Source organism: Carboxydocella sporoproducens DSM 16521, from assembly GCF_900167165.1.
Classification (GTDB): Bacteria; Bacillota.
The window spans coordinates 107,787-130,267 of record NZ_FUXM01000002.1; the positions used below are offsets into that span (position 1 = coordinate 107,787).

The 22,481-nt window shown below is 43.0% G+C and carries 21 protein-coding genes; all 21 read left to right on the top strand.

Annotated elements, in window-relative coordinates; translation table 11 throughout:
- Window positions 1-21 precede the first annotated feature (21 nt).
- Window positions 22-876 carry a 3-hydroxybutyryl-CoA dehydrogenase gene (locus tag B5D20_RS01470; RefSeq protein WP_078664453.1) on the top strand — a complete coding sequence of 285 codons (855 nt, stop codon included), beginning with the start codon at window positions 22-24 and terminating at the stop codon, window positions 874-876.
- A 20-nt stretch (window positions 877-896) separates the two neighbouring features.
- Entirely contained in the window at window positions 897-1,679 is a 783-nt protein-coding gene (locus B5D20_RS01475; RefSeq protein WP_078664454.1) for a short-chain-enoyl-CoA hydratase, read from the top strand.
- 25 nt (window positions 1,680-1,704) lie between these two features.
- A complete protein-coding gene (locus tag B5D20_RS01480) occupies window positions 1,705-2,844 on the top strand; it encodes an acyl-CoA dehydrogenase (protein WP_078664455.1) in 1,140 nt (379 codons plus the stop codon).
- 17 nt (window positions 2,845-2,861) lie between these two features.
- Window positions 2,862-4,010 carry an acyl-CoA dehydrogenase gene (locus B5D20_RS01485; RefSeq protein ID WP_078664456.1) on the top strand — a complete coding sequence of 383 codons (1,149 nt, stop codon included), beginning with the start codon at window positions 2,862-2,864 and terminating at the stop codon, window positions 4,008-4,010.
- 53 nt (window positions 4,011-4,063) lie between these two features.
- A complete protein-coding gene (locus tag B5D20_RS01490; protein ID WP_159071874.1) occupies window positions 4,064-4,594 on the top strand; it encodes a cob(I)yrinic acid a,c-diamide adenosyltransferase in 531 nt (176 codons plus the stop codon).
- Between the two features lie 20 nt (window positions 4,595-4,614).
- A complete protein-coding gene (meaB, locus tag B5D20_RS01495) occupies window positions 4,615-5,562 on the top strand; it encodes a methylmalonyl Co-A mutase-associated GTPase MeaB (RefSeq protein WP_078664458.1) in 948 nt (315 codons plus the stop codon).
- 24 nt (window positions 5,563-5,586) lie between these two features.
- Window positions 5,587-7,230: an acyl-CoA mutase large subunit family protein gene (locus B5D20_RS01500; RefSeq protein ID WP_078664459.1), complete on the top strand. Its 1,644-nt coding sequence runs from the start codon at window positions 5,587-5,589 to the stop codon at window positions 7,228-7,230.
- A gap of 19 nt (window positions 7,231-7,249) precedes the next feature.
- Window positions 7,250-7,654 (top strand): coenzyme B12-dependent isobutyryl CoA mutase small subunit, encoded by a 405-nt coding sequence (gene icmB / locus B5D20_RS01505; RefSeq protein ID WP_078664460.1) that lies wholly within the window; start codon window positions 7,250-7,252, stop codon window positions 7,652-7,654.
- Between the two features lie 39 nt (window positions 7,655-7,693).
- Entirely contained in the window at window positions 7,694-8,986 is a 1,293-nt protein-coding gene (locus tag B5D20_RS01510) for an acetyl-CoA hydrolase/transferase family protein (RefSeq protein ID WP_078664461.1), read from the top strand.
- Window positions 8,987-9,018: 32 nt separating this feature from the next.
- Window positions 9,019-9,558: a nitroreductase family protein gene (locus B5D20_RS01515; RefSeq protein ID WP_078664462.1), complete on the top strand. Its 540-nt coding sequence runs from the start codon at window positions 9,019-9,021 to the stop codon at window positions 9,556-9,558.
- Window positions 9,548-10,696 carry a M24 family metallopeptidase gene (locus B5D20_RS01520; RefSeq protein WP_200803452.1) on the top strand — a complete coding sequence of 383 codons (1,149 nt, stop codon included), beginning with the start codon at window positions 9,548-9,550 and terminating at the stop codon, window positions 10,694-10,696. Before B5D20_RS01515 ends, B5D20_RS01520 begins: the two co-directional genes overlap by 11 nt.
- A 17-nt stretch (window positions 10,697-10,713) precedes the next feature.
- The gene (locus B5D20_RS01525; RefSeq protein WP_078664464.1) at window positions 10,714-11,274 is read left to right on the top strand and encodes a DUF1405 domain-containing protein; all 561 of its coding nucleotides are present in this window, start codon (window positions 10,714-10,716) and stop codon (window positions 11,272-11,274) included.
- A 117-nt stretch (window positions 11,275-11,391) separates the two neighbouring features.
- Window positions 11,392-12,408, top strand: coding sequence for a sigma-54 interaction domain-containing protein (locus B5D20_RS01530; protein ID WP_078664465.1), 1,017 nt, complete (start codon window positions 11,392-11,394; stop codon window positions 12,406-12,408).
- A 204-nt stretch (window positions 12,409-12,612) separates the two neighbouring features.
- Entirely contained in the window at window positions 12,613-13,752 is a 1,140-nt protein-coding gene (locus tag B5D20_RS01535; RefSeq protein WP_078664466.1) for an acyl-CoA dehydrogenase, read from the top strand.
- A gap of 21 nt (window positions 13,753-13,773) precedes the next feature.
- Window positions 13,774-15,438: an AMP-binding protein gene (locus B5D20_RS01540; RefSeq protein WP_078664467.1), complete on the top strand. Its 1,665-nt coding sequence runs from the start codon at window positions 13,774-13,776 to the stop codon at window positions 15,436-15,438.
- Between the two features lie 48 nt (window positions 15,439-15,486).
- Window positions 15,487-17,445 (top strand): acetoacetate--CoA ligase, encoded by a 1,959-nt coding sequence (locus tag B5D20_RS01545; protein ID WP_078664468.1) that lies wholly within the window; start codon window positions 15,487-15,489, stop codon window positions 17,443-17,445.
- A 19-nt stretch (window positions 17,446-17,464) separates the two neighbouring features.
- Window positions 17,465-18,799: an acetyl-CoA carboxylase biotin carboxylase subunit gene (locus tag B5D20_RS01550; RefSeq protein WP_078664469.1), complete on the top strand. Its 1,335-nt coding sequence runs from the start codon at window positions 17,465-17,467 to the stop codon at window positions 18,797-18,799.
- A 15-nt stretch (window positions 18,800-18,814) separates the two neighbouring features.
- A complete protein-coding gene (locus tag B5D20_RS01555; RefSeq protein ID WP_078664470.1) occupies window positions 18,815-19,027 on the top strand; it encodes a biotin/lipoyl-containing protein in 213 nt (70 codons plus the stop codon).
- 31 nt (window positions 19,028-19,058) lie between these two features.
- Window positions 19,059-19,973: a hydroxymethylglutaryl-CoA lyase gene (locus tag B5D20_RS01560; RefSeq protein WP_200803453.1), complete on the top strand. Its 915-nt coding sequence runs from the start codon at window positions 19,059-19,061 to the stop codon at window positions 19,971-19,973.
- 1 nt (window position 19,974) lies between these two features.
- Window positions 19,975-20,754 (top strand): enoyl-CoA hydratase-related protein, encoded by a 780-nt coding sequence (locus B5D20_RS01565; protein ID WP_078664472.1) that lies wholly within the window; start codon window positions 19,975-19,977, stop codon window positions 20,752-20,754.
- A gap of 12 nt (window positions 20,755-20,766) precedes the next feature.
- The gene (locus B5D20_RS01570; protein WP_078664473.1) at window positions 20,767-22,293 is read left to right on the top strand and encodes an acyl-CoA carboxylase subunit beta; all 1,527 of its coding nucleotides are present in this window, start codon (window positions 20,767-20,769) and stop codon (window positions 22,291-22,293) included.
- Window positions 22,294-22,481 lie beyond the last annotated feature (188 nt).

The following is a 22,481-nucleotide window of genomic DNA, read 5'->3' on the forward strand; positions in this document are numbered from 1 at the left end:
ATTGATTGGGGGTAGAGGGACATGGAGATTAAAAAGGTAATGGTTGTTGGAGCCGGACAGATGGGCAGCGGAATAGCTCAGGTAGCTGCTCAGGCAGGCTACCAGGTAATTTTGAATGATATTAAACCGGAATTTGTTGAAAGAGGCCTTTCTGTAATTACAAAAAACTTAGCCAGAAATGTGGAAAAAGGTAAAATTACTGAAGATGAGAAAAATGAAATCCTTGGTAGACTAACCAGATCCATTTCCTTAGAAGACGCTCATGACGTAGATATTGTGATTGAAGCTGCAGTAGAAAAAATGGAAATTAAAGCTGATATTTTCCGTAAACTGGACGAAATTACACCAGCCCATGCTATTTTGGCAACCAACACCTCTTCATTACCAATTACTGAAATCGCTGCCTGCACAAGACGACCGGAGAAGGTTATAGGCATGCACTTTATGAATCCAGTTCCTGTAATGAAGCTGGTGGAAATCATTAAAGGTTTGGCGACCGACCAGGAAGTCTATAAAATTGTGGAAAACATGAGTATTAAAATGGGAAAAGTTCCTGTGGAAGTTAATGATTCACCGGGTTTTGTTTCTAACCGGGTCTTGTTGCCAATGATCAATGAAGCAATTTACTGTGTGTACGAAGGAGTAGCTACTCCGGAAGCTGTCGACCAGGTGATGAAACTTGGTATGAATCATCCCATGGGACCCCTGGCTCTGGCAGATTTAATCGGTTTAGATACCTGCTTATCCATTATGGAAGTTCTTTATGAAGGCTTTAAAGATTCCAAATATCGCCCCTGTCCCTTGCTGCGGAAAATGGTTAAAGCCGGTTGGCTGGGCCGTAAAACAGGCAAAGGTTTCTATGATTATTCCAACTAATGTAGTAGGGGTGGTAAAAGATGCAATTCAATAATTTACTGGTTCAAAAAGAAAATAATCTGGCTATTCTAACCATTAACCGCCCTGCTGCTTTAAATGCCCTTAATGCGGACACCCTCCATGAGCTGGGGCAAGCAATTCAAATGTTAACTGAAGACCAGGAAGTTAAAGTCATTATCTTGACCGGGGCAGGAGAGAAGGCTTTTGTAGCAGGCGCTGATATTGCTTTTATGCAGCAACTGGACCCCATTGCGGCAAGGCAGTTTGCCTTAACCGGCCAAATGGTATTTAATCAGATTGAATCCTGTCCTAAACCTGTGATTGCTGCTATTAATGGTTACGCCTTAGGAGGCGGCTGTGAGCTGGCAATGGCCTGTGATATCAGAATAGCCAGTGAAAAAGCCAAATTTGGCCAACCGGAAGTCAATCTGGGAGTCATTCCTGGTTTTGCTGGCACCCAGCGTTTGGCTCGGTTGGTTGGTAAAGGTAAAGCTAAAGAACTGATCTTTACAGGGGATATGATCGATGCCCAGGAGGCTTATCAGATTGGCTTAATTAATCAAATCGTCCCTCATGATCAGCTAATGGACCAAACAAAAAAAATGGGACTAAAAATTGCTAGCAAAGCTCTAGTAGCGGTTCAACTGGCAAAAAGGGCTATCAATGAAGGTTTGGAAATGCCTTTAGAACAGGCAAACTATCATGAAGCTAATTACTTTGGCTTGTGCTTTGCAACAAATGATCAAAAAGAAGGGATGGCCGCCTTTTTGGCAAAAAGACCACCACAGTTTCAAGGCAAATAAATCACGTGGGGAGTAGGGGATTCATATGAATTTTGATCTCACGGAAGAACAACTATTGCTAAAAAGAATGGTCAGAGAATTCGCTGAAAACGAACTCGCACCCAAAGCCGCATACTGGGATGAAACCGGAACCTTCCCCCGGGAAAATCTCAAAAAAATGGCTGAACTTGATTTAATGGGCATGCCTTTTCCCGAAACGGTAGGCGGAGCGGGAATGTCCGTACTGGATTATGTCCTAGTATTAGAAGAAATCGCTAGAGTTTGCCCAACAACAGCAGTAATACTAGCCGTTCACACTTCAGTAGGGACTATGCCGATTTACCTTTTCGGTAATCAACAGCAGAAGGAAAAATATTTAACAAAACTTTGCCGTGGCGAATACCTGGGAGCTTTTGCCCTCACCGAACCAACTGCCGGCTCTGATGCCACCAAAATCAAATGTTCTGCTGAAGACAAAGGGGATCACTACCTTGTAAATGGTACCAAGATTTTCATTACTAATGCCGGTGAAGCCGATGTTTACTGCACTTTTGTTGTTACAGACAAAACCAAGAGCCATCATGGTATTAGTTGTTTACTTATAGAAAAAAATACTCCTGGTTTTAAAGTAGGAAAGATCGAAAAGAAAATGGGTCTTAATGGTTCCAAAACCGGTGAGTTGATATTTGAAAATGCTATAGTTCCAAAAGAAAATTTACTGGGCCAAGAAGGTGAAGGGTTCAAGATCGCCATGTCCCTTTTAGATGGTGGCAGAATTGGGATCGGAGCCCAGGGAATAGGGATTGCCCAGGGAGCATATGATTATGCTTTAGCTTACACAAAAGAACGCAAACAATTTGGCCAACCCATCAGTAATTTTCAAGCTATTCAATTTAAGCTGGCTGATATGGCAACCAGAATTGATGCTGCCCGACTTCTAGTTTATCAGGCTGCCTATTTGCGGGATCAAAAACTGCCTCATAGCAAACAGGCCAGTATGGCCAAAATGTATGGAACCGATACTGCAATGTGGGTAGCAACAGAAGCAGTACAAATTCTTGGTGGCTACGGGTATATCAGGGAATACCCGGTAGAGCGGTATTTCCGTGATGCCAAAATTACGCAAATCTATGAGGGTACAAACCAGATCCAGCGTCTGGTAATTGCGAAAAATATATTAAAGTAACAAGGGGGTAGAGGATTTTGATTTTCAAGCTCACAGAAGAACAGGAAATGTTACGCAATATGGTCCGGGATTTTGCAGAAAAGGAATGTGGACCTACTGCAGCCGAAAGGGATGAAAAAGAAACTTTTGATCGGTCTATTTTTGATAAAATGGCCGAACTGGGACTTACCGGGATTGTGTTCCCCGAAGAATATGGTGGTGCTGGTGCTGATTATATAAGTTATGCTATCGCCGTCGAGGAACTTTCCCGGGTAGACGCTTCAGTTGGTGTCACTCTGTCCGCCCATACTTCCTTAGGCTCCAACCCCATTTACAAATTTGGGACTGAAGAACAGAAACAAAAATACCTGGTACCCTTAGCCGAGGGCAAGAAAATGGGCGCTTTTGGTTTAACTGAACCCTTCGCTGGTTCTGATGCTGGAGGTACCAGAACTACCGCCGTACTTGATGGTGATGAATGGGTTCTGAATGGTACGAAAATCTTTATTACCAATGGCGGAGAAGCTGAAATATATGTTGTCTTTGCCATGACCGATAAAGAAGCTAAACCCAAACACAAAGGCATAAGTGCTTTTATCGTGGAAAAAGGCACACCTGGTTTCACTTTCGGTAAAAAAGAACACAAACTGGGTATTCGTTCATCACCGACCATGGAGCTGGTTTTTGACAACTGTCGTATCCCAAAAGAAAATCTTCTGGGACAACTGGGTGAAGGGTTTAAAATAGCCATGGTAACCCTGGATTATGGAAGAATTGGTATTGCTGCTCAGGCTTTAGGCATTGCCCAGGGTGCATATGAAGCAGCCTTAAATTATGCTAAAGAAAGAAAACAATTCGGTCAGCCTATTGCCAATTTCCAGGCGATTCAATTTATGCTAGCAGATATGGCTACTGAAATTGAGGCTGCCAGATTATTAGTTTACCGTGCTGCATATCTGGCCAGTCAGGGGGTAAGAATCAGCAAAGAGGCTGCCATGGCCAAAATGTATGCCTCAGATGTAGCAATGAAAGTAACAACCAATGCTGTACAAATCTTTGGCGGTTATGGCTATACCCGTGAATTCCCGGTAGAACGCATGATGCGGGATGCTAAAATAACCCAGATCTATGAAGGTACAAATGAAATTCAACGGGTAGTTATTAGTGCTAATATTTTAAAGGAATAGGGTTGGAGGTTTGCCTTCAACCCCTTTTCCCATTGAAAGGAGATTGTACCCTTGTGTGCAATCAGCGCGGAATAATCTGGACCATTACCGGAGACGGCAAAGGCAAAACTACAGCTGCTTTCGGTCAGGCTCTCAGAGCACTAGGGCATAACCAAGCGGTTGCAATTATTCAATTTCTTAAGGGTAGTAATATCTATGGTGAATACAGGTTTCTTCAGCAATTAGCAAATAAGCAGCTACTGATAAAACAGGTTGGTTTGCCGACCTTTGTGCGCAAAAACATTGCTGACCAGATCGATCAAGATTTGGTACTCCGGGGTTGGTTCCTGGCCCGGTCTCTGATTGAAACATCCTATAATCTGGTCATTCTCGATGAGATTAATGTCGCCCTTGATTATGGTCTTTTAGCGATAGAAGACGTTATAAAAACCTTAACTACTAGACCTGCCACCGTTAGCATTATTCTTACGGGTAGAAATGCACCCCAGGAAATTCTGGCAATTAGTGATACAGTGAGTATTATAACCAATGGAAAACACCACTATGAACAGGGGCTTATGGCCCAGGCGGGAATTGAATTCTAGCCCAGTTAGGCGGTGAAAAAATGCATTCGTTAGTTGAAGGGTTGTTGCAGGGTAATAAACGCAGTGCGGCAAAATTGATCACTATCATTGAAAACCAAGAGCCGCAAAAAGAAGAAATGTTAGCCCAAATCTTTCCTCATACCGGTAATGCTTTTATTATTGGCATTACTGGCTCACCTGGAGCAGGCAAAAGCTCTCTGGTAGACTCCTTGATTCGAACTATCCGCTCCGAAAATAAAACCGTAGGTATTATCGCTGTGGACCCATCCAGTCCCTTTACAGGTGGAGCTCTGTTAGGAGACCGCATACGCATGCAAGAGCACGCTTTAGATCCAGGAGTTTTTATCCGCAGCATGGGCACCCGCGGCAGTTTAGGAGGTTTAGCCCATACTACCAGAGATGCTCTGCGAGTTTTGGATGCTATGGGGATCGATGTTATCTTAATAGAAACTGTGGGAGTAGGCCAATCAGAACTGGATATTATGAACGTGGCTGACACCACCGTCGTAGTCCTCACCCCTGGAGCAGGGGATCACATCCAGACAATAAAAGCCGGAATCATGGAAATTGCCGATGTTTTCGCCGTTAACAAGGGAGACTTACCCGGAGCAGATAAAGTCGTGACTGAAGTAGAAGCAATGCTGGATTTAGGCTGTCATACTAGCTGGCGCCCTCCAGTCATCAAAACTTCAAACTTAAAACAGCAAGGAATAAACGAACTTTGGGAAGCTATCAATAAACATAAACAGTTCTTAATAGCTAATGGGTTATGGGAAGAAAACAGAAAAAAAAGGTTTGAACAAGAGGTATTAGAGATTGTGGAACTGGAACTGCGGAAAACAATTCACAAAAAAGTGGTAGATACCCCATTAATGCATGAAATTTTACAACAAGTACTTGAAAGAAAACTTGCTCCTTACAATGCAGCGATCAGTATTATTCGTCAAGGGTTAAATTTGAAAATATAAAGGTTAGAAGGGAGTTGGCCTTGCATGAATAAAGAAAATTTTAATAAGTGGCAAGAAAAATTTACTAACGCTGCAAAACGAGATTCTTCTTTTACTACTGTATCAGGTCTGCCTATCAATCCTCTTTATACCCCAGCCGATGTAGCTAATTTTGATTATGAAAAAGATTTGGGTTACCCTGGTGAATTTCCTTATACTCGTGGTGTACAAACCACCATGTATTTGGGTAGATTATGGACTATGCGCCAGTTTGCCGGTTTTGCGACAGCAAAAGAATCCAATCAGCGCTATAAATTTCTTCTTTCTCAAGGCCAAACTGGCTTAAGTGTGGCATTTGACATGCCCACCATAATGGGATATGATTCCGACCATCCCAGAGCCTATGGAGAAGTTGGCCGGGTTGGGGTAGCCATTGATTCTCTCCAGGATATGGAGATCTTATTTGATGGAATTCCTTTAGATAAAGTAAGCACTTCAATGACTATTAATGCTCCAGCTTCTGTAATCTGGTCAATGTATATAGCAACTGCCGAGAAACAGGGAGTACCATCCCATAAACTAACCGGTACCATCCAAAATGATATCTTAAAAGAATATATAGCTCAGAAATCCTGGATCTTCCCCCCGGAACCTTCTATGCGCCTGATTACCGATATCTTTAAGTTTGCTAAAGATCATGTGCCAAAATGGAATACTATTAGTATTAGTGGTTACCACATTCGTGAAGCTGGTTCTACTGCCGTTCAAGAATTAGCATTCACCCTGGCTGACGGTTTTGCCTATGTAGAAGCTGGCATCGCAGCTGGCTTAGATGTTGATGACTTTGCTCCTCGTCTCAGTTTCTTCTTCAATGCCCATCTCGACTTTTTCGAAGAAATTGCCAAGTATCGTGCTGCCCGTAGAATCTGGGCCCGGAGAATGAAAGAAAAATATAAAGCCAAAGATCCCCGTTCCTGGTTACTTCGCTTCCATACCCAAACTGCAGGCTGCTCACTGACAGCCCAACAACCGGAGAACAACATTATTCGTACCGCTTATGAAGCACTAGCCGCCGTTCTGGGGGGAACGCAATCCCTGCATACTAACTCTATGGATGAAGTTCTGGCATTGCCTACGGAAAAAGCTGTAACCATAGCCTTACGCACTCAGCAAATAATCGCCCATGAAATTGGGGTAACTAACACCATTGACCCGCTGGCAGGTTCATACTTTGTTGAAGCCTTAACCAATAAAATGGAAGAAGAGGCTGAAAAATATTTTGCCAAGATTGAGGAACTGGGTGGGGTGTTAAAGGCCATTGAAAAAGGTTTCTTCCAGAAGGAAATTGCTGATGCTGCTTATGAATATCAAAAAGCTATTGATAGCAAACGGCGAATTGTGGTTGGAGTCAATCAGTATGTCGATGAAAATGAAAAACTGGATATTGAAATCCTCAAGATTGACCCCCGAATCGAACAGGAACAAGTTGCTCGCCTGCAAAAACTAAGAGAAGAGCGGGATAATCTGCGGGTTCAAGAGTGTTTGGCTGAGCTGAGAAAGGCGGCCAATACTTCCGATAACCTCATCCCATATATTCTCAACTGTGTCAGATGCTATAGTACTTTAGGGGAAATTATCCAGGTAATGCGCGACGAATTTGGCGAATACAAAGAACAACCTTTATTTTAATCACTGGGGGAGGATAGTCATGGAACAGAAGAAAAAAATTAGAGTTTTAGTAGCCAAACCTGGCCTGGATGGACATGATCGGGGAGCAAAAGTGATTGCCCGGGCCTTGCGTGATGCCGGTATGGAAGTCATCTATACCGGCCTTCATCAGACTCCGGAACAGATCGTACATGCTGCCATCCAGGAAGATGTTGATGTAATTGGCTTGAGTATACTATCCGGTGCCCATATGACCCTTTTCCCGCGGGTCAAAGAATTGTTGAAAGAACAAGGAGCAGATGATATAGTCTTAATAGGTGGAGGAACTATCCCTGAAGATGATGTTCAACAATTAAAAGAAATGAATGCAGCTGAAGAGATCTTTACACCCGGCACCCCGCTTGAGGACATAGTTGCATGGATTAACAATCGTATCGGGAATTAAAACTACAAACCTTATATTTGGCAGTAGGGGGAGTAAGAGATGTCGCAGCATCAGGAACAGTATCGAAGAAAGTTAATTAGCGCAGAGGAAGTAGTTTCTCTGGTAAAAAACGGCGACCAAATCTGGGCCCCTGTGGGCGCGGGCGAACCCCAGACTATTTTTGCAACAATTGCCAGTAATTATAAATCCCTTTTCAATGTAACAGTCAATCAAATTCTGCCCTTAAAACCCTTTTTTGCCAAAAAAGAAATGGCACCTCACATTCGCTATAACTCATGGTTTACCAGTGACATTAATCGTACAGCCGTCAATGAAGGCTGGGCCGATTTCACCGCCAACAATTTCCACGAGGTTCCTAAACTACTACGCCTTTACTGGCCAGTAGATATAGTGATGGCAAGCGTATCTCCCATGGATAAACATGGATACTTCAGTTTAAGCTTAAGTGTAGATTACACGTTTGAAGCAATTAAAAAAGCCAAAATGATTATCCTTGAAGTTAACCCCAATTATCCTCGTACCCTTGGTAATTGTTTTGTTCACATATCTCAGGTGGACTATATTGTTGAGAGCAATGCTCCAGTACCTATCCTGAATATCCCGCCAATAACAGAGGTTGAACAGAAAATTGGAGAATACATTGCAGATTTAATCGAAGATGGCTCCACTCTACAAATAGGTTTTGGTGGTATCCCCAATGCAGTTACTGCCGCCTTAAAAAATAAAAAGAATTTAGGCATTCATACTGAAATGATTACCGATGGTATGGTCAACCTTGTTGAGTGGGGTGTGGTAGATAATAGCCGTAAAACATTACATCCTGGCAAAGTCATCGGCACTTTTGCTATAGGTACTCAGCGGCTTTATGACTTCCTGGATAATAACCCGATGGTCGAAATGCATCCAGTGGACTATACCAATGACCCATATATCATCGGTCGAAACAATCAACTGGTAGCAATCAATGCCTCGATTGAAGTTGACCTTTTGGGACAATGTTGCTCTGAATCCATGGGCCATTATCAATGGAGTGCTACAGGCGGTCAGGCGGATTTCTTCAGAGGTGCCAACATTTCCCCTGGTGGCAAGGGGTTCGTTACTCTAGCTTCTACTGCCAAAAATGGTACAGTAAGTCGAATCGTCCCCGAGCTTAAACCCGGAGCTGTTGTAACCACCAGTAAAAATGATGTGGATTACGTTGTAACCGAATACGGCGTTGCCAAATTAAGAGGCAAAACAGCTCGGGAAAGAGCATTAGAGCTGATTAATATAGCTCATCCTGATTTTCGGGCTGAATTGAGAGAAGCTGCCCGGAAATATAACCTGATTTAAAAAGTATTGACAAGGTTATGGGAGGGATTAAAATGGATCTGTTTCAGGCAATTAGAGAAAGGAGAAGTATCAGAAAATATGAAGAACGTCCGGTTGAAAAAGAAAAAATAGATCTGATTTTGGAGATGGCTCGCCTTGCACCTTCCTGGAAAAATATGCAATGCTGGCGCTTCCTGGTGATTGATAAAGCTGAAAATAAGCAACTGATGTTATCCGCTTTTCCTGATGACAATCCAGGTAAGAAGGCTTTAGCTCAAGCTCCTGTAGTGATTGTTGTCTGTGCCAATCCCAGGGAATCTGGTATTGAAGAGGGAAAGGAATACTACCTGGCCGATGCAGCCATTGCTTTTGAGCATATCTGCCTCAGCGCTACAGCTCTGGGGCTGGGAACTTGCTGGATGGGCTGGTTTGATGAAAAAACTTTAAAGCAATCTTTAAATATTCCAGATGAATATAAAATTGTCGGGGTTACTCCTTTAGGTTATCCCGCCCAAGCTCCTAACCCCCGTCCCCGCAAATCTCTGCAGGAAATCGCATATTATAATGAATGGGGTTCTGGATATGATGGATAGAATCCAAATACTACAACAAAATTTACAGTCTAATGAAATTGATGGTGCCCTCATAGTCTCTGCTATCGATGTATATTATTACAGTGGTACCCGTCAGAATGCTTTACTCTGGGTACCTGCCAGCGGGGATCCTTATCTTTTGGTTAAAAAAAGCTTTAGTCGTGCTTTTCAAGAGTCCTTTTTAGCTAATGTCGAACCTCTAAAATCTCTGAAAGAGCTACAAAAGTATATAGGTCAGGCTAAAAAAATCGGTTTAACCCTGGACGTATTACCAGCCCAAACCTACTTCTATTATCAAAAACTTCTGCCTGAGTGTATTTTTCAAGATATCTCCACCCTGGTTCGGGAACAGCGTTCAATAAAGTCATCCGCTGAATTGGAAATAATGCGAAAAAGCGCCAGCATTCTTTGTCAGATTTTTAAAGAAGTGCCTGATTTCCTGCGACCGGGAGTCAGGGAAATTGATCTCGCCGCAGAGTTTGAATATCGTGCCCGCAAAGCTGGACACGAGGGTTTAATCCGTCTAAGAGCATTTAACCAGGAATTGCATTCCGGACATGTACTTGCCGGGAAGAATGCAGCCTTCCCATCGTTTTTTGATGGACCAGTAGGCGGAAAAGGCCTTTCCGCTCCCTACCCCCAGGGCCCTTCCCGTGATGTCGTTCAACTAAATGTGCCGATTGTTTTTGATTTCGTCTGTGTTTATGAAGGATATATGGTAGACATGACCAGGATTTTTTGTCTAGGTGATCTTGATAACAAGTTAAAACAAGCTTTCAATGCAGCTTTGGAAATCCAGAATACTCTGGTCCAAAATTTAAAACCAGGGGCAGTAAGCGGTCAATTGTTTGATCAGGCCTGCTCTATTGCTGAAAAATACGGACTGCAGGATAATTTCATGGGCTATAAAGAAGAACAGGCCCGTTTTGTCGGTCATGGGGTAGGATTAGAATTAGATGAACTGCCGGTAATCGCCCTGGGAGTCAAAAACGCTTTGCTGGCAAATCAAACCATCGCCTTAGAGCCCAAATTTATTTTCCCGGAACTGGGAGTAGTAGGTATTGAAAATACTTATCTCGTAACAGAACAGGGTGGCGAAAAACTGACAGCACTGGATGATGTAATATTTTATCTCTAGTCGGAGGCTCAAAAATAATGATCAGTTTCTTATGGCGCAAGGAAGTACTACTTATACTGGCGCTTGCCAATGGCCTGGGGTCAATTTATGGTTACTACTGGTATCATCATCAACTGGCAGTTTCTCCCTGGTACTTATGGCCAGTTATACCTGATAGCCCTTTGTCAGCCAGTTTGTTTACCTTATTTCTTATTTTTCTAATCTGGAAAATTAATCTGCCCTGGTTATTTTTGCTAGCTAATTTAATGATGATAAAATATGGGCTCTGGGCTGTGATAATTAATTTAGATGTCTACTGGAGCGGACATTCCTTTGCCTGGGAAAATCTGCATTTAACCCTTTCCCATGCTGTCATGGCCCTTCAGGGTATACTTTTTCTAAGAAAAATTCGATTTGCATTCAGCGATTACTTCATAGCGTCCGGGTGGCTAATTCTCAACGACTTTATCGATTATTTCTGGCAAACCCATCCTTATTTGTTTTATGCTGAGCAAATCACAATTGCCCAGACAACCGCAAGTTTACTAACAGGTATAGTGATAATATATGCCGCCAAACGCTTGATAGCCGTTCAGTAGCTTTATTAGCCGCTAAGACGGCTTTTTTTGTTACTTGGCTGAAAAAAATAGATTATTAGCAAGATAAAAGTTTACAATATATATTAGGATAGTAGGCAGAAAGGCAGGGATCTGTTAATGTATTGTTTTTTAGATCCCTCCCGGGAAAATCATAGCCAGAACCTGGGGCATTTTTCTTTATCCGACCTGGTAGGCATCAGTCCTCAAATGGTCGATATAAAAGAAACTATTATCAAAATTGCCCCACGGAAAGCTAATGTATTAATCCTTGGAGAATCCGGCACAGGAAAAGAGCTGGTAGCCCAGGCTATTCATTATCTAAGCAATCGGCGATTTGGGCCATTAATTAAAGTAAACTGTGCTGCCATTCCAGAAAGCCTCTTTGAGGCAGAACTTTTTGGCTATGAAGAAGGAGCCTTTACTGGTGCTAAAAAGAATGGCTATCCAGGCAAGTTCCTATTATCCCATCAGGGAACATTTTTTTTAGACGAAATCGGTGAGCTGCCTTTGCCCTTGCAGGCCAAATTACTACGAGTATTGCAGGAAAAAACCATTGAACCTTTAGGAAGTACTAAATCAATCTCCATAGATACCCGAATTATTGCTGCTACTAATGCTAACCTTTCCGATCTGGTCAAATATGGCAAATTTCGTGCTGATCTATATTACCGTTTAAATGTTGTTGCTATTCATCTTCCTGCTTTACGAGAACGTAAAGAGGATTTACCTCTCTTAATAAATTATTTTATTAAAAAATTTAACCGAGAATATGGCATGCAAATAAAGGGTATTACCAAAGAAGTCTTAGATATTTTTATGCATTATACCTGGCCAGGTAATATTAGAGAGCTAGCCAACGTAATTGAAACAGCCTTTAATTTTGCCGATGGAGAGCTAATTACTGTAAATGACCTACCTCAGTCCCTCCAGTGGCCTTCCTCTCAAAATCCTGGCAGCCTTCGTACTCTGTTCGGTACCGCATCACTCAATGATATCCTGGATAATATTGAAAAAAACTATATAGTGTACGCTTTACAGATTTGTCAGGGAAATAAAGTAAAAACTGCGGAACTACTGGGTATTTCCCGACCCTGTCTCTATAAAAAACTGATTAAATACGGTTTGGAAAAGTAACCCGCTTTTACACAGTGGGTTATTTCTTTAAATAGCAGATGTAAAGAAAAGTAACAGTAGAGAAGATTAAGTCCAAAGCCTGATTACCATTCGAGGAGAAAATCATGCCATTAACCACCTTTACCTAACCTTTAGCTACAAATCCCTGTTTCCGGTATGTTATTTGCATCAGAATATAATGAACAACTGCCGGGAGGGATTGGGATGAATTTTGATTTGTCTTCTGAACAGGCCTTGTTACAAAAAACTGTCCGCGAATTTGCCCAGGAAGTTATTAAACCCCAAGCTAAGAACATTGATGAAAATGGAAAAATTCCTGAAGCCATTTTAAAACAACTGGCTGAGCTGGAACTAATGGGATTGCCATTTCCTGAAAAATATGGTGGTGCTGGCGGAGACTATATTATGTATGCTATTGCAGTCGAGGAGATCTCTCGCGCTTGTGCCAGCACTGGAATAACTTATGCTGCTCATATTTCCCTGGGTTCAGCCCCTTTTTATCTTTTTGGTACAGAAGAGCAAAAAGTAAAGTTTTTAACTCCTCTGGCCCAGGGCCACTATCTGGGAGCGTTTGGATTAACTGAGCCCAATGCTGGTTCCGATGCTGGCGGTACAGAAACCAATGCCTTGAAAAAAGATGGACGCTGGGTTATTAATGGCAGTAAAATTTTTATCACTAATGCTGGTTATGCCGGGACTGTTGTTATTACTGCAGTTACCGATCGCAGTAAAGGTAAAAAAGGCATTTCTTCCTTTATCATCCCCAGAGGAACAAAAGGTTTTTCCATTGGGAAGGAATTTGACAAACTCGGGTTACGGGGGTCCAACACTGTCCCTCTTTATTTCGATAATGTAGAGGTTCCGGAAGACTATCTGCTAGGTAAAGAAGGCGAAGGTTTTAAACAGTTTCTGCAAGTACTAGATGGAGGACGGATCAGCATTGCTGCTATGGCTGTTGGAATCGCCCAGGCCTGTCTCGATGCCTCTCTGGAATATGCTAAAACTCGAAAACAATTCGGGCAAACCATAAGTAAATTCCAGGCAATTCAGTTTAAGCTTGCTGATATGGCGGCCCAGATCGAACTGGCACGTACCATGGTTTATCGAGCTGCCTGGCTTAAGGACCAGGGTAAACCTTTTTCCTATGAAGCCGCTATCGCCAAACTTTTTGCTTCTGAAATGGCTACACAGGCAGCCTCTCAAGCCATCCAGATTCATGGTGGTTATGGCTATATGAAAGAATACCCGGTTGAGAGATATTATCGAGATGTAAAACTTTTGGAAATCGGGGAGGGAACTTCAGAAATCCAGAGGTTAGTAATAGCCCGTCATCTGGGCTGTTAAAAACAAGGGGGGTTTTATTGAATGAGCGAACTGCTAAATGTAACCATTGGCGATTTGTTTGACCAGACGGTGGAAAAATTCCCGGACAAAGATGCACTCGTATATGTAGACCGTGACTTGCGCTTAAGCTATCGTCAATTACAGGAAAAGGTAAACGAAGTAGCAAAAGCCCTTATGGGTCTTGGAATCCAGAAAGGTGAACACATTGCCATCTGGGCCACCAATTATCCGGAATGGATTTATACTCAGTTCGCTACCGGCAAAATGGGAGCTGTTCTGGTAACAGTTAATACCAACTATCGTGCTTTTGAATTGGAGTATCTCCTCAAGCAATCTGATGTTACTACTTTAATCATGATTGAAAATTACCGGAACAATAATTACATTGAAATGATAAACACTGTACTTCCCGAACTGGCAAACAGTCAACCAGGTCAAATCAACTCATCCAACTTGCCTTTATTAAAAAACATTATTGTAATCTCTGACCGCAAATACCCTGGAACCTATTCCTGGTCAGAATTTCTCCAGTTCGCCAGTCGGGTTAGTGATGCCGACTTAGCTGCTCGCCAGGCTTCCCTTAAGCCCGATGAAGTCATAAATATGCAGTATACCTCAGGTACAACCGGTTTCCCAAAAGGTGTAATGCTGACCCATTATAGCATCTTAAATAATGCTAAGTTTGTAGGTGAATGCCAAAAATTCTCTTCTGAAGATAAACTCTGCTTCCCAGTACCGCTCTTCCATTGTTTTGGCTGTGTGATGAGCACCTTAACCTGCATAGTCTATGGTGCTACCATGGTTCCCATTGAATATTTTGATCCTGTTAAAGTCCTGGAAGCTGTAGAAAAGGAAAGATGCACAGCCCTTTATGGTGTGCCAACAATGTTTATAGCTGAACTGGAAGTTCTGAATCAGCGTTCCTTTGATCTCTCTTCCCTGCGTACAGGAATTATGGCCGGAGCGCCCTGTCCTATTGAAGTGATGAAACAGGTTGTGGAAAAGATGAATATGCGGGAAGTAACCATCGCTTATGGTCAAACCGAGTTCTCGCCCGTGATCACTCAAACCAGGACAGATGATCCCATTGAATTGCGGGTCACAACTGTGGGGCGTGCTATTCCTCATGTTGAAGTCAAGATCGTCAATCCCGAAACTGGTGAGACCCTGGGCCCAGGCCAGCAAGGAGAATTGTGTGCCAGAGGCTTTGGTATCATGAAAGGCTACTATAAAATGCCCGAAGCAACCCAGGCTGCTATCGATAATGAAGGGTGGCTACATACCGGGGATTTAGCAACTATGGATGAAAACGGATATTGTAAAATCACTGGCCGCCTCAAAGATATGATTATTCGCGGTGGTGAAAATATCTATCCCAGGGAAATTGAAGAATTCCTCTATACCCATCCTAAAATCCTGGATGTTCAGGTGGTCGGTGTCCCGGACATAAAATATGGTGAAGAAGTAGCTGCTTTTATTCGCTTGAAAGAAGGTGAAGTATTAACAGAGGAAGAGGTACGGGAATTCTGCACTGGCAAAATCGCCCGTCATAAGATACCCCGTTATATCAAGTTTGTTGACCTTTATCCCTGCACTGCCTCCGGAAAAGTGCAAAAATTCAAGTTAAGGGAAATGGCGATCAAGGAATATGGCCTTGAAGCAGCCGCTAATATAGAAACGGCATAAAGGCAGGGCCCTCAGGTTGGCCCTGCCTGAAAAGAGAGGGGGATAGGTATGGCGGAAAAGCTGTGGGAACCTGGCCCGGAAAGAATACAAAAAACTAACATGTATAATTTCATTAACTATGTTAATGAAAGGTACAATCAAAAGCTTGAAGATTATGACGGATTGTATCAGTGGTCTATTAACGATATAGAGCAGTTCTGGGTATCAGTTTGGAATTTCAGTAAAATAATCTTTTCCCAGCCCTATCATACTGTACTGAAAAACAGCTCGGACATGTTTAACAGCAAGTGGTTCGAAGGAGCGAGTTTAAATTTTGCCGAAAATCTGCTACGACATTATAACCTGAACAAACCGGCAATTATCAGTATAAATGAACAAGCGGAGATTAAATCTCTATCTTATCCTGAGTTATATGCAGCAGTGGCCCGTACTGCTGCATATTTGCAACAGCTCGGAGTAAAACCTGGGGACAGGGTAGCAGGATATATGGCCAACATACCGGAAACGGTTATCGCAATGCTAGCTGCTACCAGCATTGGTGCCATCTGGTCTTCTTGTTCACCTGATTTCGGCGTCAATGGGGTAATAGACCGCTTTGGGCAAATAGAGCCGAAAGTTCTTTTCACTACCAATGGCTATTTCTATAATGGCAAACTTTTTGATTGTACGGAAAAAATTATACAAATTACTGGCGCCATTACCAGCATTGAATCAGTTGTGCTGGTCCAATATGTTCAGGAAATTCCGTTACCTCAGCTCAGTTTGTCAGCTATAGCTTTCTCGGATATTCAAAAACAATTTTCTGCCCAGCCCATTATTTATACCCAGTTACCTTTTGACCATCCAGTTTATATACTATATTCTTCTGGAACCACAGGAAAACCAAAATGTATTGTTCATGGTGCCGGCGGAACTCTGTTACAACACATGAAGGAACTGATTTTGCACACGGATTTAAAACAGGATGACATTATTTTTTACTATACCACCTGTGGCTGGATGATGTGGAACTGGCTAGTTTCCTCACTGGCTACGGGAGCAACCATAGTTTTATTTGACGGTTCTCCCTTTCACCCTCATCCGGGTATTTTATGGGAACTGGCTGAAAAGACTGGTATTACCATTTTTGGTACCAGCGCAAAATATATCTCTTCATTAGAGAAAACCGGAATAGAACCTGGTAAAGAATATGATTTATCCAGAATCAAAACGATTTTATCCACAGGCTCCCCATTAACTAAAGAAAATTTTTATTATGTATACCAAAAGATTAAATCCAACGTTCAGCTCAGCTCTATTTCCGGTGGAACAGATATTATATCCTGCTTTGCTCTAGGCAATCCCCTGGGTCCTGTTTATGCCGGTGAATTACAATGCCGCGGTCTGGGAATGAAAGTAGAAAGTTATGATCCTGAAGGTAAGCCCCTGATTAACCAGAAAGGAGAATTGGTCTGTACCGCTCCTTTTCCGTCAATGCCGCTGGGATTCTGGAATGATCCCGAACGCCAGAAATATTATCAGGCTTATTTCAATGTTTATTCCAATGTCTGGTGCCATGGTGATTTTATCGAAATAACTGACCGGGGCGGAGTGATCATCTACGGTCGTTCTGATGCTACCCTCAATCCCGGTGGGGTCAGGATAGGTACAGCCGAGATCTACAGGCAGGTGGAAACTATCCCTGAAATCCTGGATAGCCTGGTAGTTGGACAGAACTGGCACGACGATGTGAGAGTAATACTATTTGTTAAATTAAAACCTGGTTTTACTTTAAATGAACAGCTGGTAAACCAGATCAAAACAGTTATAAGAAAAAACGCTACTCCCCGCCATGTGCCAGCTAAGATCATTGCTGTACCTGATATTCCATATACCATCAATGGCAAAAAAGTTGAGCTGGCTGTGCGCAATGTCATTCATAATGAACCAGTTACCAATAGAGAAGCACTGGCTAACCCGGAAGCCCTGAATTATTTCAAAGATATACCTGAATTACAACAGGAGTAAAGGAGGGGAGAGAGAGAAGATGTTTAAAAAAGTTTTGATCGCCAATCGAGGGGAAATCGCCTGCCGTATCATTAAAGCCGCCAAAACATTAGACATAAAAACAGTAGTTGTTTATTCAACTGCTGATGAAAACACTTTACCCACCCGGCTGGCCGATGAAGCCATTTGTATTGGCCCACCACCCGTGGCCCAGAGTTACCTGCAAATGGATAAAATCCTCGAAGTCGCTCTGCAAACTGGTTGTGATTGTATTCATCCTGGCTATGGCTTATTATCGGAAAATGCCAAATTCGCTGAAAAGGTGAGGGAAAATAACCTGGTTTTTATTGGCCCCAGTCCTGAGATCATAGCTGCCATGGGAGATAAGGTAGCTGCGCGTAAAACGATGGCTGAGATTGGGATTCCTTTACTCCCGGGCAGTGATGAGATTGAACATCTTGAAGAAGCCAAAAAAATGGCCGAGAACATCGGTTTCCCGGTAATACTAAAAGCAGCCAGTGGCGGTGGCGGAATTGGTATGGCCATTATTAATTCCCAGGCTGAGTTAGAGCAAATGTGGTCATCGGTGCGCCAACGGGCCCAGGCTTATTTCGGCAATCCCGTTATCTATGTAGAGAAATATCTGCCTAATCCCCGGCATATTGAAGTACAGATATTAGGGGATGAACATGGGCATTGCCTGGCTATCGGGGAAAGAGATTGTTCCATTCAGAGGAGACATCAAAAAGTGATTGAAGAAGCACCGGCTCCCAACTTGCCGCAAGAAGTGCGTGAGCAACTTTTCGACCTTGCAGAAAGAGCAGGTACCAGTCTGGGCTATGTAGGGGCAGGAACATTTGAATTTCTTGTAGATGAAAATTATAACCTGTACTTTCTTGAAATGAATACAAGAATACAGGTAGAACATCCTGTCACGGAAGAAGTAACCGGCTGGAATCTGGTGGCCTGGCAATTTCAACTGGCAGCAGGTGCAGCTTTGCCTACAACACGTCCCATTAGTAAGGGATGGGCTATAGAAGCACGACTTTATGCTGAAGATGATAAAACCTGTTTGCCTGCCCCAGGAAAAATAGAAACTGTCATCTGGCCTGAAATACCTGGTATAAGAATTGAGACCTGGATAGAATCCGGTCTCAAAGTAACCCCATATTATGACCCCTTGTTAGCCAAAATTATTGCTCATGGGGAAACCAGAGATGAAGCACGTTTAAAGTTAATACAAACTTTAACCAATCTAGAAATTACAGGTATAAAAACCAATCGCAATTTACTGGTTGCTATTCTAACAAGTCAGTCTTTTCAATCAGGTAAATATAATACGCAATTTTTAACAGAATTTCTTAAATCATACTAGAAGGAGAGGATAAACATGAAAGAAATTACAGCTCAAATGGCTGGAATTATACTGGCACTCAGGGTGAATGTGGGAGATGTGGTTGCACCAGGCCAGGAGATCGCAGTGCTTGAATCCATGAAAATGGAAATCCCATTGACCAGCGAATATGGCGGCACTGTGGTAGAAATCTCCGCTCAGGTTGGCGATTTTATTAACGAAGGAGATTGTATTTTAAAACTGGAATAAACAGATTTTACAATGAAAGGGGATGGGGCCCATGTTAGCCAATTTGCCAAAACAGGTTACAATTTGGGAGGTGGGCCTCAGAGATGGCCTGCAAAATGAAACAAGGTATATTTCTGTTGAGGAAAAACTGGAATTGATAAATGGTTTAATTCAAAGTGGGGTTAAAAACCTGGAGGTAACAGCTTTTGTAAACCCAAAGTGGGTTCCGCAAATGAAAGATGCCAGTGAATTACTGGCAAAAATGGAGAGACCCTCAGAATGTAACATTAGTGCCCTTGTTCCCAATGAAAAAGGCCTGGAAAAAGCCCTGGCAGCTAGATTAAATGAAATCGCCGTAGTTGTATCCGCCAGTGAAGGCCATAACCTAAAAAATTTAAATAAAACAGCAGATGAAGCCATTCGGGAGGCATTGCATCTAATCTACAAAGCCAATGTGGCGGGGCTCAGAGTGAGGGCCTACCTTTCCACCGCCTTTGGTTGCCCTTATGATGGTCCAGTAAAAATAGAAAGAGTAATGGAGATCAGTGAAAAATTACTAGGGGCAGGAGCTTACCAGGTCTCCCTTGGCGATACTATCGGGATAGCCCATCCCAAACAGTTACAGGAAAGTCTTAGCCTGATTACTCGACGAATTCCTCCCGGTAAATTGGCCTTACATTTACATGATACCCGGGGCATGGCCCTGGCCAATACCATCATTGGTCTGGAATACGGAATTACCACATTTGATTCTTCTTTTGGTGGTCTCGGTGGCTGTCCTTATGCTCCTGGAGCCAGTGGTAATGTAGCAACTGAAGATCTGGTTAATATGCTGCATGCTATGGGCTGTCAAACCGGGATAGATTTGGACCGTCTGGTGTTAGTATCAACCCGGGCCCAGGCTATTCTGGGTAAGCGGCTACCCAGTAAAATTCTGCAAATCTATCGCCGTACCAGGGGGGAATAGAATGAGCTTTTTAATTCAACAGGAGATTATAGAGGGCAATGGTCTTCTCCTCACTATAAATCGCCCCGAAGTATATAATGCCCTCTGTTATCCCCTTTTAACTGAATTAAAAGAACTGGTTTTCCAATTATACCATTCAAATTTGCGGATAATGATTATCACCGGAGCTGGTACAAAAGCCTTCTGTTCCGGTGCAGACCTGAAGGAAAGAGATTCAATGAATGATGATCAGGTCTTGCAATTCATTGATACTATCCGAGACACTTTTCAGTTGATTGCCAATTTGCCCTTTCCTGTAATTGCAGCAATAAATGGAGTGGCTTTTGGAGGTGGTCTTGAACTGGCCCTTGCCTGTGACCTGCGCTTGGCTTCAGAACAGGCCATGCTGGGATTAACTGAAGTTGCTCTTGGCATCATACCAGGAGCAGGAGGTACGCAAAGGCTGGCGCGTATTATCGGTCCCGCCAGGGCCAAAGAATTAATTTTTACCGCTGCCAGATTCACAGCCAGGGAAGGGGAAAAGATTGGCTTAATCAATCATGTTTATAAACCTGAAGATTTGTTACCAAATGCCTTGGGTCTAGCCGAAAGGATTGCCCAACATGGACCATTAGCTGTTAGACAGGCAAAAACAGCAATAAACCGAGGTCTTAATATGAGTTTGGATGATGCACTATACTGGGAAACCAGCTGTTACCGCCAGCTTATCAATACCGCTGACCGTCGCGAGGGGCTGACTGCTTTTAAAGAAAAGAGACTACCACAATTCCAAGGCAAATAGGGGGTAGGGAGCATGTTAGGATTGGATAAATTTCATGAGATAGCCAACCAGATCAAAAAGGGCGGCGCCGAAAAATATCATCAGCAGGCACAAGCCCAGGGAAAGATGTTCGTACGCCATCGTCTGGAAATGCTTTTAGATCCAGGTAGCATGCAGGAAGACGGCTTGTTTGCTAACTGCCAGCAGCCCGACCTACCTGCCGATGGGGTAGTGACGGGATATGGAAAAATTAATGGGCAACCGGTATGTTTTATGGCTAATGACTCCACCGTAAAAGCTGGATCGTGGGGCTGGCGCACAGTAGAAAAGATTATCCGCATTCAGGAAATGGCTTATAAACTGCGTTTGCCAATGATTTACCTGGTTGATTCAGCCGGAGCCAGAATCACCGACCAGGTGGAAATGTTCCCCGGCAGACGCGGTGCAGGTAAAATCTTTTATAACCAGGTTAAAATGTCCGGGGTAATACCACAAATCTGTTTGCTTTTCGGACCTTCTGCTGCCGGAGGAGCTTATATACCTGCCTTTTGTGATGTAGTAATCATGGTAGAGGGTAATGCCAGTATGTATTTGGGTTCCCCCAGGATGGCTGAAATGGTTATCGGGGAAAAGGTGACCCTGGAAGAAATGGGAGGAGCCATGATGCACTGCAGTGTCAGTGGCTGTGGTGATGTACTGGTAAAAAGCGAGGCAGAGGCCATTGCCTGGGCCAAACGCTATTTGTCTTACATGCCAGCCAATAATCAATGCTCTCCTCCGAGCCTGGAAGGGAAAAAGCCTGCAGCTGGCAAGCCACTGGCAAATATTATCCCGGCCCATCAGAATATACCCTTTGATATGTACGAATTCATCAAGGGGATAGTTGATGAAGACAGTTTTCTTGAGATTAAAAGCCTTTTTGCTCAGGAAGTGATTACTGGACTTGCCCGCATTGAAGGCCATGTCTTTGGCATTATCGCCAACCAGCCTAAAGTGAAAGGTGGTGTTCTCTTCGTTGATTCAGCTGACAAAGTAGCAAAATTTGTTTGGTTGTGCGATGCCTTTAACATACCACTACTGTTTTTAATGGACGTTCCAGGCTTTATGATCGGTACCAAAGTGGAAAGGGCTGGAATAATTCGGCATGGAGCCAAACTAATTTATGCTATTTCTGAAGCGACTGTGCCCAAATTTTCCGTGGTAGTACGTAAAGCCTATGGCGCTGGGCTATATGCCATGTGCGGACCTGCTTTCGAACCTGATGCCTGTCTGGCACTGCCCTCAGCTCAAATTGCAGTCATGGGCCCGGAAGCAGCAGTAAATGCAGTATATGGCAATAAAATTGCCCAGCTAGAAGGTGAAGAAAAGCGCAAATTTATCGAGAGCAAGCGCCAGGAATATCAAGAGGATATAGATATATATCGTTTGGCATCTGAGTTAGTGGTAGACGGTATTATTGCCCCCGAAAATTTACGTTCTGAAATTGTTAACCGCTTGGATTTTGCCCGTAATAAACAAAGGCATTTCAGTGATCGCCGTCATGGTGTTATACCGGTCTAATTAACTGAAAATTTGAGCCAACGGTCAATTTTTGAGAGTTTTTGGCCGTTGGCTCTTTTTTGTTTATTATAATGAATTTTCACCTCTCAATTCTTCCATTCCAGTTATGGTTAACCTTTAGAAATGACAATTAACGATTTTTTGTTGTGAAAAACCAGGATAATTTCTAATATTTTAATAAACAACGA